Raw genomic sequence first — 16,189 nt, forward strand, 5'->3', positions numbered from 1 at the left:
GCGCGACATACGTGGTTGCTAGCATTCGGCAAGACGCGAGATTAACGATCGGAGTTTGTGTGCCCGCGGTGACCGCCATTGAATCCATTCGACTCATCCCCGAACTGCGCTCGGTTCACATCACGAGGTACTACGAGACAACACCCGCCCATATGCTCTACTTCACGGAGAAATACGATCTCGTCGGAGTGGACGTGCCGAAACAGTTCAGAAAAGTCAACCTGACGCTCGCCCTGCGCCTGCTTCGAGGTTCAAGGGCGACTGTGCTCGAAATGCCTGAACCGCTCTGGGTTCGCTTTCTACCCACTGGCGTCGCTATCGCACTGACCTGGAAGCTTTCGGGATTGATCACCGGTCGCAAGCGAATACTGGTCACCTACGCAATGGAGAACAACGAGCTCGGTCACCTGATCGGCGGGAATCGACGTGTTCCTCCGATTTTTGTGAGAGCGTTCGGACTCGGCCTCGGTCTGTATATCAGGCTCCTGCTCGACAAGATCGCATTCGCGACGGAAGGCTCGCAGAACCTCTACATGTCGATTCCGTTTGTGCGATCTGTCGAACATCGATTGTTCGAGGAGCTTCCGTCCGATGCCGGCGACAAGCAGACCGTTCCGGACCCCGACGCGTGCGTTTTCGTCGGCGTGCTCGAAGAGCGCAAGGGGGTCGCACAACTCCTCACCGCGTGGGAAGAAGTAGAGCGACTTAATCCGACCGCGACACTCACCATTATTGGCCCGGGTCCGCTAGCAGATCGGGTCACGTCGTGGGCATCGCAGAATCCAAGCCGACGAAAATACCTCGGTCAACTCCCACGTGCGCACGTGCAGCGGCGCCTCGCGACGGCGGTGACACTAATCGCTCCGTCGATACCCGACGGCCGATGGCGAGAACAGGTCGGGCTGCCCATCAAAGAAGGCCTCTCGCACGGGCTCACCGTCGTCACGACTGATCAGACCGGGCTCGCTTCGTGGCTGCGACAGCACGGACACCAGGTCGTTGCTGCGTCGAACATTACGGCTGAGCTGCCCGCTGCGATCAAGCTGGCACTCGAGCATCCGTTGGCCCGCGCCTCGGTAATCGGCTCGTTGCCGCACATCGAAGGTCGATACCAGTCTGATGCCTGGATTCACGAGCGCTGAAGGACAGCACGGATGAGTACGACAGAGAATACGAAGAGAATGCGCATGCGCGAGGCGGTCGAGCATCGCATCCTCATCATCAACACGCTCGGTGGGGCGCTCCTTCACTACACGAAGGCGTTGAGCGACAACCTCGAGGGGGCAGGTTATGAGGTCGCGGTAGCCACGATCTTCGAGCCGTCGCAGGCAACAGGAGGTCGCCTTACGTGGATCCTTCGGTATCTTCGCGTGCTGCTCTCTGCCCGAAGAATGGCAACGAACGACAAGAAGAACACGGTGATCGTCACATGGCCGGTTCTGGGCTATCTCGACCTGCTTCTCGGGATGATTCTCGGCCGGCGGGCTGTGATCGAATTCGTCGTCCACGACCCGGAACCGCTTGTCTCGGCGGTCGGTTACGATCGACGATCCCGACGGCTTTCCCGCTGGGCGCCGTTCAAACGAGGTCTGGTCGTGCACAGCGACGCCGCACTCGCCGACGTCGTGCAGCAGGGATTCGAAGCCATCGTGACCAAACTTCCCCACCCGATTCTTCCGGTAGCACAAAGCAAGAATGAGCCCGTCAACGAACCGAAAGTCGTTCGCGTTCTCGGTCAGTTCAAACCGGATCGTGATGTAAAAGCCCTCGAAGAGATCAGTGCATCGATCGGGCCAGGCGTCTTGCTCGAGATACGCGGAAGACGCTGGCCGCAGATCGCAGGATGGCATGTCTCCGAGGGATTCGTACCTGAAGACGAGTTGCAGAGCCTCTTACGAACGAGTGACGCGGTCGTCGTTCCATACAAGCGGTTCTACCAGAGCGGAATCGCCATCAGGTGCCTCGAGTACGGCGTTCCCATCGTCGGACCGGCAGGGACGAGTCTAGAGGATTTGGTCGGAAAATCGTCGCCGCTGCTGGTGTCGGACACGGGAACCGGCGCCGGCTGGACATCGGCCATCGCCAACGCCCTTGCCAGCGACAAGGACGACGTGCTCAGGATGGTAGACGAGTTGCGTCTGGGATCACGCAAAGCATGGCACGAGTTCATCGATCGGGCGGGCCGCACCTGAGTTCGTGACGAGCCTCGGACTCAGGCCGACACCTTGGCGAGGCTTTCGATGTCGGCCGCCGTGTACGTCGCCTGAATCTGTGCGTCGTTCTGATTGTCGAGCACGTTGGTCTTCATGAGACTCGTTTCGAACGTGCCTCGAACGGTCGGATAGCCTTCCGGAGCAGCGCTCACTTGAGCGACCAGAAACCCGGATCGCACCGCGACGGCATGCAACCAAATATCATCTGCCTTCGGGCTGACGACACGAAATGCCTCGTCTGCGGCGTTCAACTCGTCGAGGAATGCTGGCGGATAGATCACTCCAGAGACGCCGAGGGCGAGGTTGAGACTGCTCGGCTCCGCCGATGTAACCGCGTTCCACGTAGAGTACGGGGCGAAGCCCGCACCTAGCATCTCGACTCGACGCGCTTTCATGGCACGAATGACGTCGGGGCGTGCTCGGTGAGCAGAATCGAGCCTGCTGAGCCAGTCAATGGGATAGATCACGTCGTCGTCTGCAGTCACCATGGCGACTTCATGGCGATTGTGCAATTTCACGTAGGGATAGTACTTCGTGTGCGGCCCGTAGTTCGAGGTGACCAGGATCTCGAGACCACGAGCAACGAGGCGCTCAAGCTCGGGAGGTCTGGGTGCACGGCTGTCTTTTTCATCGATCCACAGAATGATGCGTGAAGGCTTAAGCTCTCCTCGGCCGATGCTCTCGATCGCGTAAAACACGGTTTGCAGACGAAGGCCATGCGTTGTCAGCGAGACGACGGGGCCGTTCGTAGAAAGAACAGATCCACGACTCGTCTTGTTACGCTTTCGCAACTGCCGCATGGTTCTGGTGACTGCGACATATTTTTTCAGGCGCTGCGGGAGTGAAGTGAAAGCTGAGATAGTCGTTCCCAATCGTTTCTGGCGGGTACAGAGCTCAATACGCTCCGGAACTCCCGACAACGGCCCTTGCGGTCTTCAGCAGGATGACGAAGTCGCCGACCATCGACCAGTTTTCCACGTAGTAGAGGTCAAGTCGAACCGAGTCGTCCCACGACAGGTCTGAGCGACCGCTCACCTGCCAGAGGCCCGTTATGCCCGGCTTCATCAGGAACCGACGGTGCACGTGAGTGTCGTACTGGTCGACCTCTTTCTGCAGCGGAGGCCGTGGGCCGATGAGAGACATGTCCCCACGAAGAACATTCAGCAGCTGCGGCAACTCGTCGAGGCTGTAGCGTCGCAGCCACTTACCGATAGGAGTGACTCGCGGGTCGTCCTTCATCTTGAAAAGAATCGAATTACCTTCTTCACGCGACTCGTTTTGCAGGTTCTTCAGCAATGCTTCGGCGTTCGGCACCATAGTTCGAAACTTCATCATGAAGAACGTGGAGCCGTTGAGCCCAACGCGTTCTTGAAGAAAAAACACCGGTCCTTCGGTGCTCAGCCGAACGGTCATAGCGATGAGCAACAGCACCGGCGAGAGGACAAGTAGTAACAATGCGCTCGAAAAAACGTCGAAGAGCCGCTTCTGGTAACGTTTGAAACCCTCGTAACGCGGCGTCTCTACGTGGATCAGCGGCAACCCGGCGACGGGGCGAGTATGGATGCGCGGGCCACCGATGTCGGTAAGACTCGGGGCGACGACTAGATGCTGACGACCGGGCTCCAGCGACCAACTGAGTTCGCGAATACGTTCAGGCGACAGTTCGTCTGAACTGGTGATGACAACTGTATCGGCTCCACTCGCGCGAAGGGCTGACGCGACGTCGTCGACTCCCCCCGCGACAGGAACACGGGTGTCGCCAAGACTGTGTGCCGCGCGACCATTCGGGATACATGCCGCTATGACCTGGTATCCCGCCTGAGGTTGACCCGCTAGCTGCTTCGCCGTGTGCAAGACCGATACCTCCGACCCGACGAGAAGAACACGCGCCGAGTATTCACCGAGTCTGCGGCGATGATTCAGCCAGCGACGCCAGAGAATTCGCGTCGCAAGCAGTATCAGTGTGCCCGCGGGGAATGCGATGATGAAGTATCCGCGACTGAAGTCGATCTGCAACAAAAAGGCCAAAATCGCGAACACACCGAACAGTCGAAGACTCGCGTCGAAGACGATGCGATATTCGGCGCTACCTGTGCCGATCACCCGGTCACCGCGTGAGCCGTAAATGCTTAGAATGCCTGTCCAGCAGATCGCCAGAAGAAGCGACAATGAGGTGTAGCTGATCGTGAATGACCTGAGGTTGCTGGCGACGTTCGTCTCGCTCGAAACGGTGCCGAACCAGACTGCCTGCGTCGCGAACACGGCGCAAAGGATCACGACGAAGTCAGTGATCGCGAGCCGTGCACGATACGAACGACGCCAATCATGGTGCGCCATCTTCGGCTTCTCGCTCGCAGCTAATACCCCGCCAAGCACCTCAGCACTCATACTCTCCCCCAAAGCCCTGTTTCAAACGGGCGATTCCGCGTATTGGGTCAGTAACCCAACCTACCGAAGTCCTCCACTTAAGGGTTAGTCATGGGCACAGGATTTAACGTATTCGACATCTGATGCGACAGTGGCGTTCAATAGGCACCACTGCTGCCAACGACAGCCCTCGCGGTTTTCATGAGTATGACAAAATCGCCTACCATCGACCAGTTCTCGACATAGTAAAGGTCAAGTCGAACGGAGTCTTCCCAAGACAAGTCCGACCGCCCGCTCACCTGCCAGAGGCCCGTGATTCCGGGCTTCATCAAGAATCTGCGATGTACGTGCGACTCGTAGAGGTCAACTTCCTTCTGCAAGGGTGGTCGCGGGCCGATCAACGACATGTCGCCACGAAGCACATTGAACAGCTGCGGCAACTCGTCCAGCGAGTACCGCCTGAGCACCTTTCCGATGGGGGTGACTCGCGGGTCGTCCTTCATCTTGAAAAGAATCGAGTTGCCTTCCGAGCGATCTTCTTGCTCGAGATCGGCGAGCAAGGCTTCGGCATTCGGCACCATAGAGCGAAACTTGAGCATGTCGAAATGGGTTCCATTCAACCCGACTCGTTCCTGCCGAAAGAACACTCCGCCCGGCGTACTCAAGCGAACGATCATGGCCAGACCGAGCAATATGGGGCCGAGGACGGTGATCAGTAGCGCTGACGACGCTACATCGAAAAGCCGCTTCTGGTATCGCTTGAAACCCTCGTAACGCGGCGTTTCTACGTGGATGAGCGGAAGACCCGCCACCGGCCGGGTGTGCAGCCTGGGGCCACCGATGTCGGTGAGACTCGGAGCAACGACGAGGTGCTGACGACCGGGTTCCAGAGACCAGCTGAGTTCGCGAATGCGAGCCGGCGACAATTCGTCCGAACTCGTGATCACAACGGTGTCGGCTCCGGTCGCAGCAATCGCCGGCCCGATCAGATCGACGCTTCCTGCAACGGGAATGTCTGTACCAGGCAAGTAATCCGCCACCAAGCCGCTCGGAATACACGCGCCCACGACTCGGTATCCCGCCTCTGGGTACCGAGCGAGCTCTTTAGCCGTGTGCAGCGCAGTTATCTCGGAGCCGACGAGAAGAACATTAGCGGAATACTCACCGCGGCGACGTTTGCCCTTCAGCCACCGTCTCCACATGAGCCGCGTGAAGAGTAACGCCAGCGCACCAAGAGGAAGGGCGATGACGAAATAGCCACGACTGAAATCGATCTGAAAGAGAAACGCGATGATCGCGAACAGTCCGAACAGCCGAAGGGTGGCATCAACGATGATCTTGTACTCGACAGATCCGGTGCCGACCACCCGGTCGCCGCGCGAACCGTAAACTCCGAGGATGACCATCCACGACACGATGAGCACGAGAGAGATCGCGGAATATGTTCCCAGTGAGATGTCACCCACACCGCCGGCATAGTGGGTTGCGTCTCCTGCGTCGAATCCGAACCAGACCACCTGCGTGACGACTGTGGCGACCGTAATGGCGACGAGGTCTGTCACGATCAAACGAATGGCGTAGCCCATGCGCCAATCTGTCGCGCGAGAAAGGCTCGCATTAGCGACGCGGGGAGTGTCGGCCTGCTCGGCTTCGCGCGTCATGCGATGGCGGGCTTGCGCTTTTTCGCGCGCTTCGCTTCGGTTTTTTCCTTTTTCGACTGCTCGTTGTCAACACCGTACCCGTACCCATATCCGTATCCATACCGGCCATAGCCGTAGGAGTCGGGTCCCTTCGTCGGCAACATCGTCAGAACGATGCCAGCGATACTCGAACCCACATTCTGGAGTGCAGCGATCGAACCCTTCAGCTGACCACGGTGAACACGCCCCGAGCCGACCATGACGAGCGCTCCGCCAGTGTGCTTAGCGAGAATAGCTGCGTCAGTGACAGGCAAGAGAGGCGGGGCGTCGAAGAGAACTAGGTCGTAATCTTTCTCGAGCTGAGCGATCAATTCGATCATCGCCGACGAACCCAGAAGCTCGCTAGGGTTCGGTGGAATTCGCCCGGCCGGCAGAACGTCGAGGGAATGTGTTCCCCATCGCTGAACGACCTCAGCCAATTCGACTCTGCCCACCAAGACGTCGGTCAGACCGGCGCCACCCTCAAGACCCATATATTCAGCGAGCTTCGGTTTTCGAAGATCGGCGTCGATGATGATGACACGTGTACCGGCCGCGGCAGTAACGATGGCCAGGTTCGCCGACGACGTACTCTTTCCCTCACCCGGCACTGATGACGTGATCACATAACTGCGAGGCCTGTTCGTGGCAACTATGAACTGAAGATTCGTTCTAAGCGTTCGAAACGACTCGGCGCGTGGGCTACGCGGGTCGTCCTGCACAACCAACGGTCGCTCCGTGGTTTTGGAGTCGTACGCGATGCCTCCAAGGATAGGGGCGTTGGAAACCAGTTCGACGTCATGCTCGTTGCGTACCCGCGTGTCAAGCGCATATCGAAGGATCGCCACCACAACGCCGAGCACAAGCCCGATGATTGCACCGATCAGGATGTTGATACGGGTGTTCGGCGAGTAGGGACTGGTTGGAACGAGAGCCTGTTGAAGCACTGTGATCTTGACAGGTGATACACCCGTTGAATCAACGGGCACAATCTTCGCGACGGTGGCCTCGAAGCTGGCTGCGATCGCATTTGCCACCTCTGCCGCGAGCTCCGGCGACGGGTCGGATACGCCGATTTCGACAACGACTGTTCCGACTGTCGTAGTGGCGGAGACATGATCGGCCAGGCTTTGGGCGTTTGTTTTCAGTCCGAGCTGATCGATTACCGGCTGGAGCACCGCCGGGGTGGCGATGATGTCAGCGTATGACTTGACCTGTCCTTGGGTGAAGTTGCTTCCCTGAGTGAGTTCGGTCACCGTTCCGGCCGACTGCACCGAAACGAAGACTTTGCTCGAAGCGGAGTACTGCGGCACCGCGAGTATCGAGAACAGGGATCCCACGGCGATCCCGACGAGAACGAGGGCCAGAATAATGACCCAGCCCTTGCGGAGAATCCTCAGGTAATCGCGAAGCTCCAAGTGTTCTGCCTTCCATCGTGTGCGTCAAAGCAGTGATGCTCGCTTTGCTGCACCTCAACTCAAACGTAAATTCGTTTCCAACGCGTTACAGGATCGCGATTATCGCGATCAATTGCCCCTCTAATGTAAAATTCTTACCCCGATCGACGATTTCTCGGTTGCATGTCTCAGAAGTTTTGCGGTGGTGCAAGCAGCCGGTGAGAGTTGACTCAGGGATTCTGAATAGATTTCTGCGCCTCGACGATAAGGGTCAACGACATCGTCATCGCTCGGAGCGTCAATCTGTCCGGTCACACCGCGCCTGATCGTTACGAGTTTGATTACTGCGATCAACTTCTCGCGAGTCGTCGTGAGTGGATTGGTCGTAGCAAGTACCTCGTCATCGGAGATGTCCGCGGCAAGCCTTGCGAATTCTCGAAGGGTGAAGGTCACGCTGACCTTGCGCGGCACGAGCTGAACGATCTCCTTGCGATGAGCGCGCGAGAGCGCCAGCAGCAGATCGGCCGATTCGACATAGGACTCCGTGAGATACCTTGCGCGGTGCGCCGAGGGGTCGAGACCGAGGCCACGAGCGATTTCGGCAGCTTCTGGAGTCATCGCGTCGCCTTCCCCCGCGAATGTTCCCGCGCTCGACACGGAAAAGACGTCAGGCCGCGCGAGTTCTGCACGCAAGATCAACTCTGTGAGAGGAGATCGGATGATATTTCCGGAACAGACTGTCAGAATCGAAAAATCCGGCACATTACCCCCATTTCGGGCACAAGATCGACGTTTCTGCAAGCATAGGCCACAGACCGAGACGCCTCGAACGGCGTCTCGGTGACTAAATTGCGAACATCCTACGGCTGATCGTCGAAACGGCGATTTCGATCATATCTGCCACCTGCCGGTGCACGGCGTCGCCTCGACGGTACGGATCTGGAATGTCGTCATCACTCGCATTTGCGGCGAGGGAGGAGCGAACCGCAGAAGCTCGCCCGACCGTCACGACGCCTCTGCGAGCGACACTCTCACCTGCGCTGACGACTTCGGGTACCTCCTCGAGGATTCGGGCGAACTCTCGAACGGTGAAGGTTCGATGAAGAAGGGCCGGATAGCGCTTCACGAGATCGACTTGCTGCTCCCGGGTCATTGTCAGAAGCACATTGGCCCCCATGCTGATGGTCCGATCGAGAACCCTGCTTTCAGCGCCAGCGATCTGAGCTCCCAAACGCAACCCTTCGCTTGCCGCCGTCTCGTCCATGGCCACGCCATTTATCGTCTGGAGACCCGCGCTCTCCACGCGAATCGTCTGCCGGTCAGCGACTTCGAGCGTCGTGAGCTTCGAGGTAAGCAATCGCTCCGCTAATGGAGAACGGCAGATGTTGCCGGTGCAGACGAACAGAAACGTGAAGGAATCATCGTCGATGACTGACTGAATCGGCCGCGACGACCGACGTGACAAGGGTTGCGACGCCGGGCTCGCATGCGATCCCATGAGCGGCCGGCTCAGTTCGAATCAGTGCCCGTGCGAATGGGCACGACGTTATTTACGACTTCGACAGTGTCTTCGTGCTCGAGGCGAGGTGTGGCATGCTTCGTCTTCTTGCTGTCTTTGCCGTAATACGAACCGTAGTAATAGCCGTAACCCCGACCGAGGGCACCCTTCGTCGGAACACGGTTCAGAATTACGCCCAGTGTCTTACCTGACGTCTTGGCAATATTCGCTAGCGCCTTCGTCAATTCATCAGTAGTCGTCTTTCCGGCCGAAACTACCACTATGGCACCGTCGGTGCGCGCCGAGAGAACGGCGGCATCGGTCACTGGCAGGAGGGGTGGGGCGTCCACGAGCACCATCGCGTCGCGAGCGAGCTCGTGCAGCAACACATTCATGCCTTGAGATCCGAGCAACTCACTGGGGTTCGGCGGAATGGAACCTGCGCCCAACACGAGAAGGTTGCCCGAAGTTCCCCAGGGCTGGAGTACATCCTGTATCTCAGCCTTACCGATGAGGAGATCAGTGATTCCGACACCAGGCACGATGCCGAATGCCGATGTGACGGATGGTTTGCGGAGGTCGCCGTCAACGACGATTACCTTCTGGCCGGCCGCGGCCAATGTGACGGCCAGGTTGGCCGTCACCGTCGATTTGCCGTCGTTCGGCAGTGGGCTCGTGACGACAATGATTCGAGGCGGATTGTCGACATTCATGAATTGCAGGTTGGTGCGCAGTTCACGCAGCGCTTCGGGCAGTGCATGGCTGCCCGACTGCGAAGCATAGTCGGTGGTGTCGGCCTCCGGTACGATGCGGTTCTCATCATCAAGCCGCCTGTCTTTCGGAAGGCTGCCGATGACAGAGAGCCCAAACTGCCGTTCGATCGATTCCGACGTGCGGATGCGCCGGTCGAGCAGGTTTCGCACGACCGCGTATACGAGCCCCAGAATCAGGCCGATGAGCGCTCCCAGTGCGACCGCCAGCTTCACATTGGGGGAAACCGGGCTGGTAGGAACGATTGCGGACTCGACCGGCTGAAGAAAGATGGAGCCAATCGTCGAATCCGACGTCGAGCCGGGGCTGGCACTGTCGGTCTCGATGACTTTGATTTGTGCAGCGAGTGCTGTTATCCACGCGTCTGCGAGATCTTTCGCTCCCTGAGCGGTTGAGGCCGTGGCACTCACATCGATCGTCGGTGTGTCTTTGACGTTGGTGACTGTCACGTGCGATACCAAGGTCTCGGGTGAGGTGGATAGACCGAGGGATTGGATGACGAGCTGGGCGACAGCCCGAGATTCACCCACATTGACGTACGTCGGAGCCTTCGACTTCGCCAGCGAATCAGCCACCGACGTTGTTCCGACGTCGTTGCTCGCCGTCACCAGCGAAACGATTCCGCTCGAGTTGGCCGCGTAGACCTTCGGCTGAGTGAACGTCCAGCCGAAGGCGACGACCGCGCCGAGAACGGTGATCAGAATGATTCCGACCCAATGCGCGCGCAACACGCGCAGATAATCAGATAACTCCATGTCAATCCCCTTGTTGGCGGCATCTCATCAGGCGAACGCGAGCCGGTCTAGGCACGTCTCTGAATCGACGGGCTAAATTAGCGCAGTTCGTAAACAATACCTCCCGGAAACACGCGTTGCGTCACCAAACATCAGTCGATGACGCAATCGCGATCACGTCGAAGGCGATCAATTCATCGCCGTGACGAGGGTCAGCTCAGGCTCAAGCCAAGCGCCGAAACGTCGTCGCTGTCGGAATCGAGTGTGATGCCGAGTACCGGCTTGGTGCTTCCTACAGGGGCATTCCAAGTGACCGTCGGCATGGTCACGACTACACCGTTCGTCACCGCCGTGTGAGAGAAGATGTAGACCTGCGTGACGGTGTTGGCCGAAACGAGCGCCCATCCCGCGCTGATGTAGGCCGCAGTGCTGATTGTGGTCGACCAGATCGTCGGCTTGTTGTTGTAGACCGTGAGGGTGAGGTTGCCCGAGTTCTGGCCAGCGACGCCCGCGCTGTTGTAGGTCATCGACCCATTGACATAGGTAGCGGTTCGAGGTGACGCGCTCGTGCCGGTCGCGGAGATCGTGCCCGTCAAGTAGGCCGTCGGGCTGTCGATGACGACGCTGGCAGCGGCCAGCGGGGTAGATACGGCGAGTGCGACGACGGGCACGGCCCACGCAGCGCCGGTCGCGACCTGGCGGCGGGTGAGGCCCTTCTTCGGGGCCTCGGTGGTTTCGATGTCGATGTCAGACGTGCTGTGGTTTTCCACGTGACTGGCCTTTCTTCGTAGGTTCGTTTTAGGTGCGGTGCTGGTGCTTGATCTTGAGTTCTAAGCAGACGCACGAGAAATTACGATGCTGCGGCGGCACTCCCCCACAAGCTGCTTCGTCGCATGTTGCTGCAGTAGGAAACTAGCAGATCGGGGGCGGCAAATTCGAGCCAAACGTTAATTCGACGTTACGAAAGTCGAATAATGAAGTACAATTCCGCGACTTGCACCCCGAAGGGGGGTACTTGACGCGCAATGTTAGACAAGTTGACGCGAAATGGTGTTTTCAGAAGGTAAAGGTGAGGTGGGCGGCATCCGCGGTCAGCTCGTCAGTGACCCCGGCAAAAGCGAACTGTAGAAGGCCGACGAAGGGAGCTGCACGAGACGCAAGACCGCGATCCGAAGCCACGATGCAATGCAAGGTTCCGCACATGGCGGTGTCGGTTGTCTCGAACGAGAGCGAGATGTCGCGACGGTTGATGGAGGGCTGGTCGACGAGAAACGCGATGACGGCACGCACGGCGGCACGTTGCTGTTCGGAGAGGCGACGGGAGAGGTGGTCGGGGTCGACGAATGATCCGACGACGTCTTCGAGGGGCTCGATCGAGAGGTTCGAGACGATGGAGGCTCGCAAGCGCGTCTGCAGTTCGGCAGCTTTGTCGATGTCGGCCTGGGTGAGGGCATCCTGAGCCTTGAGCTCTCTGAAGAATGGCAGAACCTCGCTGCGCAGGGCACGGATGTCGCGGCCGAGAAACTCTTCGATGGCCTCACGGCGGTCGGCCTGGTCACGGCGGTCTCGGGCTGCAGCGGCCGCGGCGCGATCGGCGGTCAGGCCCGAGATGAGGTAACCGGCGTAGATGGCAGAGCCGATTCCGATGGCGAGAATGGGGGTGCCGACGATCGAGAGTGAGATGAAGTAGGAGCCGGCAGCACGAGTGGCTTCGACGATGACGGTGGTGACGCTGACAAGCGCGAGGGCGATGATCGTGAATCCGACGATTTCGAGCGGGTGACGATAGGGGCCGGCGAGCATGAGAACGAGGGCGAGGCAGATGGGGCCCCAGTCGTTTCGCACGGCGGTGTCTGCGCAGAGTTGACTGAGGGCGTCGAGAACGCTCGCGAGGGCGACCAGAGCGAACACGAGAGAGTAACGCCCGAAAGTCACCCGTTTTCGGTACGGCTCTGCGGCCCAGACGAAGCAGACGTAGGCGGCGACCAACACGACGATTCCCGCGATCTGGAGCGCGGGAATCGCGACTTCGTTGCCGTTGCTGAAGCCGAGACCGAAAGCGGTGCCGACGCTGACGAGACCGACGACGAAAACGAAGATGCGGGCAGTGATGCCGCTCAGCGGGTCGATCTGCTGAGCGGTTTCGGGCTGCGCCTGGGCAGCGCGAGCCGACGGGGCAGCCTTGCGGGATGCGTTGGGCAAGCGGGACACGGTCAGTGCACCAACCCGTACGTGGTGCGGGGCGCGGATGCGCGGGGCACCGACATGAGCACGGCGGTTCCGGCGCCCGGGGTCGACCAGATCTTGACGCTGCCGCCGAGGGATTCGATGCGCTGGCGAACCGAGACGCGCAGGCCCATGCGCTGCTCGTCGACGCGCTTGGTGTCGAATCCGGCACCCGCGTCGGTGACGACGACGTTGATGGTGTCGACTCCGGCGACGACGGCGAGTTCGGCCTCGTTGGTCTGGGCGTGCTTGCTCACGTTGACGAGCGACTGGTCGATGGCTTTGACGATTTCGGCAATGGCGGGAGCGGCGAGTTCGGAGAGGATGCCCGGGTCACCGCTGATGGTGACGATGAGGCCGCGGGCTCTGGCCGACTGGATGACCGGGGCCAGGCCCGAGGTGAGAATCGCTTCACCGCTGACGCGCATCTGCAGCATGGCCTCGTCAACGAGCAGGCCGGGGTGCGCGAGCGCGGCGATGTCTCTGACGAGAAAGGCTCGGTGGGGTTCTGAGAAGGGTCCGACGGCCGTGAGGGTCAGCGCGTGCAGGTCGTTCAAGACGGTGTCGTGCAGGGCGGCTGAGGCGCGGGACGCGATGCGGTTTCGTTCGATCATCCGCTCTTCTGCGACGGCTGCGGCCTGCATGGTGGCGGCGCCCTTGATGGACTCGCGGCGGCCGAGCCACAGGGTGACCAGAAGAACGATGAGGCCGAGGTAGGTGGCGATGAGGGGAAAGTCGAAGGCGAAGGGGATGCCCGAGACGCGGGCGCCGATCTGAACCGCGAGCGAAGCGAAGACGAAGCCGAGAGTGCAGCGCAAGACCGCAGAGAGAAGGGTACGACCGGCGACGCCGACGACGGTCATCGCGATCTTCGGGAGAGAGAAGAGAATGGCGTCGGACTTCCAGTCGGAAGGCGCGCCCATGCCGATCTCGACGGTGAACAAGAAGAGTCCGGCTGCGCCCGCGAGCATGAGCGCGAACATGCCAAGGCGATTCGTCACGATGAGGGCGCCGGCGACGCTCACCCCGGCGATGGCGAGCCCGGCCAGAGCGAGAACGATGTCGACCTGCGGAATGGCTACGCGAAAGGCGATGAGCAAGACGAAGGTAGCGGCGAGAAAGACGCTGCTGACCCAGATGGCCGCCTTGCCGAGCGCTCGGCTCGTAACGAGCCCCTGCACGTCGGTAGGTAATACCAGAGACATAAAACCCTTCGGTGCTTTTGCCGGTTACCCCCGAATAGGGCAGAAGTCACTGGTTCATATTAGGCACCTAGAGGGGGTCTCGGGGTCGAGGCGGGGAGATTCTTCGGGAATGGGGGGTGTTTGGGGTGGGAGCCTGGCTGGGATTGGGGCTGGCTGGTTTGAGAAGGGTCGGTTTGACGAGGGTTAACGGTGACCATCTCGAGGGCCGATTCCTGACTGCTCCGATGTCGGACGTTGATGGTACCTCTGGGGGTGACCCATCTTGGAAGGGCAAGCCCTGTGGGCGCGGCAGCTCGGAAGGCGATGGGATGGTGTTCGAGAAAGTTTTGACGGGCATCCGTTGACCTGATTCGCTGAGTTTTGCTCGTTATCGTGATAGAATCGGGCTATGTCCGAAAGTGCCCTTGACTCCTGCGACCGTACCGTTGCGCCGTTTATGGAGTGTGTGGCGCGGGCGGTTGCGGCGATCTGCGAGAGCGGGGCGTTCGAGGCTGCTGCGCCCTGCGGGCTTTCCGACGATGCATTGATGGCGGGTTTGGTTGCGGCCGAGCAGCTGGGTCGGTTGGGCGACTGGGCTCGTGTGCAGATGGCTGGCGAGGTGGGGCACCGTAGCCGACGGGAACTGGGGCCGGAGGGGCTTGCGGCTTCGAAGAACTTCAGCAATGCGGCCGAGCTGATCGCGTCGGCGGCGTCGGTGTTCGCCTCGACGGCACGGGCACGGGTGCGACTCGGAGAAGAGGTGCGACAGTCGGAGTTCTTCAGCTCGCCGCTGCCGGCTCGGTTTGCGGAGGTACGGGATGCACTTGCTTCTGGCGAGATCGGCATCGATACGGCTGATGCGATCATCAAGCCTCTGGCTCAGGCCGGCGTGCGGTACGGAGACGAGGAGTTGCATTCCGCAGAACGCCGACTCGTCGAACAGGCGACGCAGGGTGCTGGTGGGTGCTCGTTCACGCCCGACCAGATGCGCACGCTGGCCATTCGTGCTCGGGAGCACCTCGATGCCGATGGAGCCGAGCCGCGGTACCGCGAACTCGAGAATGAACGCGGGCTGAAACTCGTGAAGATGAGGTCGGGTAGCACCCGAATCATCGGGGTTCTGACGCCGATGCAGGCGGGGGTGTGGCAGGCGGTCTGTCTCAGCATTCAAAGCCCGAGGGTTCGCCGGGATCTGTTCGGGCGGAGTGTGGGCGATCCCGAAAATGGGGATGGCCATTGCGGCGGGGCAGAGGGCGATAGCGCTGAGGGTCATGGTGATAGGGGTGGGGAAGGTAGCGACGATCTCTTCGACGAGGGCGTCGATACGCGCACGCCGGGGCAGCGACTCGTCGACACTCTGACGGAGGTCATGCAGCGGGCATCCGGTTTGGAGGGAATGCCGCGCATCAATGGGGCGAAACCTGTGGTCAGCCTTCGGGCGAATCTCGACGATGTCGTGTCGGGGCGGGGAATCGGATGGATCGACGGCATCGAAGAACCGGTGCCGGCCTCGGTCGTGCAGCAGCTCGTGTGCCACAGCGACATCGTGACCACGGTTTTCGGCGAGAACGGGCAGATTCTTCATCTCGGTAAGACTCAGCGGTTGTTCACTGCGGCTCAGAACCGGGCACTCGCCGCTCGTGACGGAGGCTGCGTCTGGAAAGGCTGCCAGCGGCCGCCGGAGTTCTGCGAAAGCCATCACGTGGTCGAGTGGAAAGACGAAGCCCACGCGCCAGGAGTGACGGATGTATGCAACGGGGCGCTCCTGTGCGCTTTTCACCATCGACATCTGCACACAACCGACTGGAAGCTCGTGATGATCGACGGGGTTCCGCACGTCATTCCGCCGAAGTGGGTCGACCCCGATCAGTTACCGCAACGATGTCGACAGACGTCAGATCGACTTGTGAAACGCACTCCACTGGTGTTCGAGCCGCGAAGTCGCGCACGACAAACCCGCCCGCGATTCACTGACGCCGAGTAGAACGGCCGTCGCGCCCGTTGCGGTCAGCAGTTCGAGCGCGGATGCCCGTTGCGGCTAGGCGTTCGAGCGCGGATGCCCGTTGCGGTCGGCCGATCGAGCGCGGCGCCGCGCATCCGGCGAGTGATTTGCCAGACAC

General features: G+C 60.1%; 13 protein-coding genes. 3 read left to right on the forward strand and 10 right to left on the reverse strand.

The annotated features are described in order from the left end of the window. Positions 1–11 precede the first annotated feature (11 nt). On the forward strand, positions 12–1,142 hold the full coding sequence (locus LQ955_RS12580) for a glycosyltransferase (RefSeq protein ID WP_231024870.1): 1,131 nt from the start codon (positions 12–14) through the stop codon (positions 1,140–1,142). Positions 1,143–1,187: 45 nt separating this feature from the next. After that, complete coding sequence (locus LQ955_RS12585; RefSeq protein ID WP_231024871.1) at positions 1,188–2,192, forward strand: glycosyltransferase family protein; 1,005 nt, start codon at positions 1,188–1,190, stop codon at positions 2,190–2,192. Between the two features lie 20 nt (positions 2,193–2,212). Here LQ955_RS12585 and LQ955_RS12590 read toward each other — a convergent pair whose 3' ends face one another. From LQ955_RS12590 to LQ955_RS12635, 10 genes are all read right to left on the reverse strand, one after another. Then, positions 2,213–2,911, reverse strand: coding sequence for a hypothetical protein (locus tag LQ955_RS12590; protein ID WP_231024872.1), 699 nt, complete (start codon positions 2,909–2,911; stop codon positions 2,213–2,215). Between the two features lie 196 nt (positions 2,912–3,107). Further along, entirely contained in the window at positions 3,108–4,601 is a 1,494-nt protein-coding gene (locus tag LQ955_RS12595; protein ID WP_231024873.1) for a sugar transferase, read from the reverse strand. Positions 4,602–4,738: 137 nt separating this feature from the next. Then, on the reverse strand, positions 4,739–6,166 hold the full coding sequence (locus LQ955_RS12600; protein ID WP_231028133.1) for a sugar transferase: 1,428 nt from the start codon (positions 6,164–6,166) through the stop codon (positions 4,739–4,741). Between the two features lie 71 nt (positions 6,167–6,237). Then, positions 6,238–7,677 (reverse strand): polysaccharide biosynthesis tyrosine autokinase, encoded by a 1,440-nt coding sequence (locus LQ955_RS12605; RefSeq protein ID WP_231024874.1) that lies wholly within the window; start codon positions 7,675–7,677, stop codon positions 6,238–6,240. Positions 7,678–7,797: 120 nt separating this feature from the next. Then, on the reverse strand, positions 7,798–8,418 hold the full coding sequence (locus LQ955_RS12610) for an arsenate reductase/protein-tyrosine-phosphatase family protein (protein ID WP_255713585.1): 621 nt from the start codon (positions 8,416–8,418) through the stop codon (positions 7,798–7,800). 82 nt (positions 8,419–8,500) lie between these two features. Beyond that, entirely contained in the window at positions 8,501–9,154 is a 654-nt protein-coding gene (locus LQ955_RS12615; protein WP_231024876.1) for an arsenate reductase/protein-tyrosine-phosphatase family protein, read from the reverse strand. A gap of 11 nt (positions 9,155–9,165) precedes the next feature. Further along, positions 9,166–10,680, reverse strand: coding sequence for a polysaccharide biosynthesis tyrosine autokinase (locus tag LQ955_RS12620; RefSeq protein WP_231024877.1), 1,515 nt, complete (start codon positions 10,678–10,680; stop codon positions 9,166–9,168). 191 nt (positions 10,681–10,871) lie between these two features. Further along, positions 10,872–11,429 carry a hypothetical protein gene (locus tag LQ955_RS12625; RefSeq protein WP_231024878.1) on the reverse strand — a complete coding sequence of 186 codons (558 nt, stop codon included), beginning with the start codon at positions 11,427–11,429 and terminating at the stop codon, positions 10,872–10,874. Positions 11,430–11,715: 286 nt separating this feature from the next. Continuing rightward, positions 11,716–12,861: a hypothetical protein gene (locus LQ955_RS12630; protein ID WP_231024879.1), complete on the reverse strand. Its 1,146-nt coding sequence runs from the start codon at positions 12,859–12,861 to the stop codon at positions 11,716–11,718. Positions 12,862–12,872: 11 nt separating this feature from the next. Then, positions 12,873–14,090, reverse strand: a complete 1,218-nt coding sequence (locus LQ955_RS12635) for a sensor histidine kinase (protein WP_231024880.1) — start codon at positions 14,088–14,090, stop codon at positions 12,873–12,875. Between the two features lie 388 nt (positions 14,091–14,478). Here LQ955_RS12635 and LQ955_RS12640 point away from each other — a divergent pair, with 388 nt between their 5' ends. After that, complete coding sequence (locus tag LQ955_RS12640; RefSeq protein WP_231024881.1) at positions 14,479–16,053, forward strand: HNH endonuclease signature motif containing protein; 1,575 nt, start codon at positions 14,479–14,481, stop codon at positions 16,051–16,053. Positions 16,054–16,189 lie beyond the last annotated feature (136 nt).

The organism is Subtercola endophyticus, assembly GCF_021044565.1.
In the GTDB taxonomy this organism is placed as follows: domain Bacteria; phylum Actinomycetota; class Actinomycetes; order Actinomycetales; family Microbacteriaceae; genus Subtercola; species Subtercola endophyticus.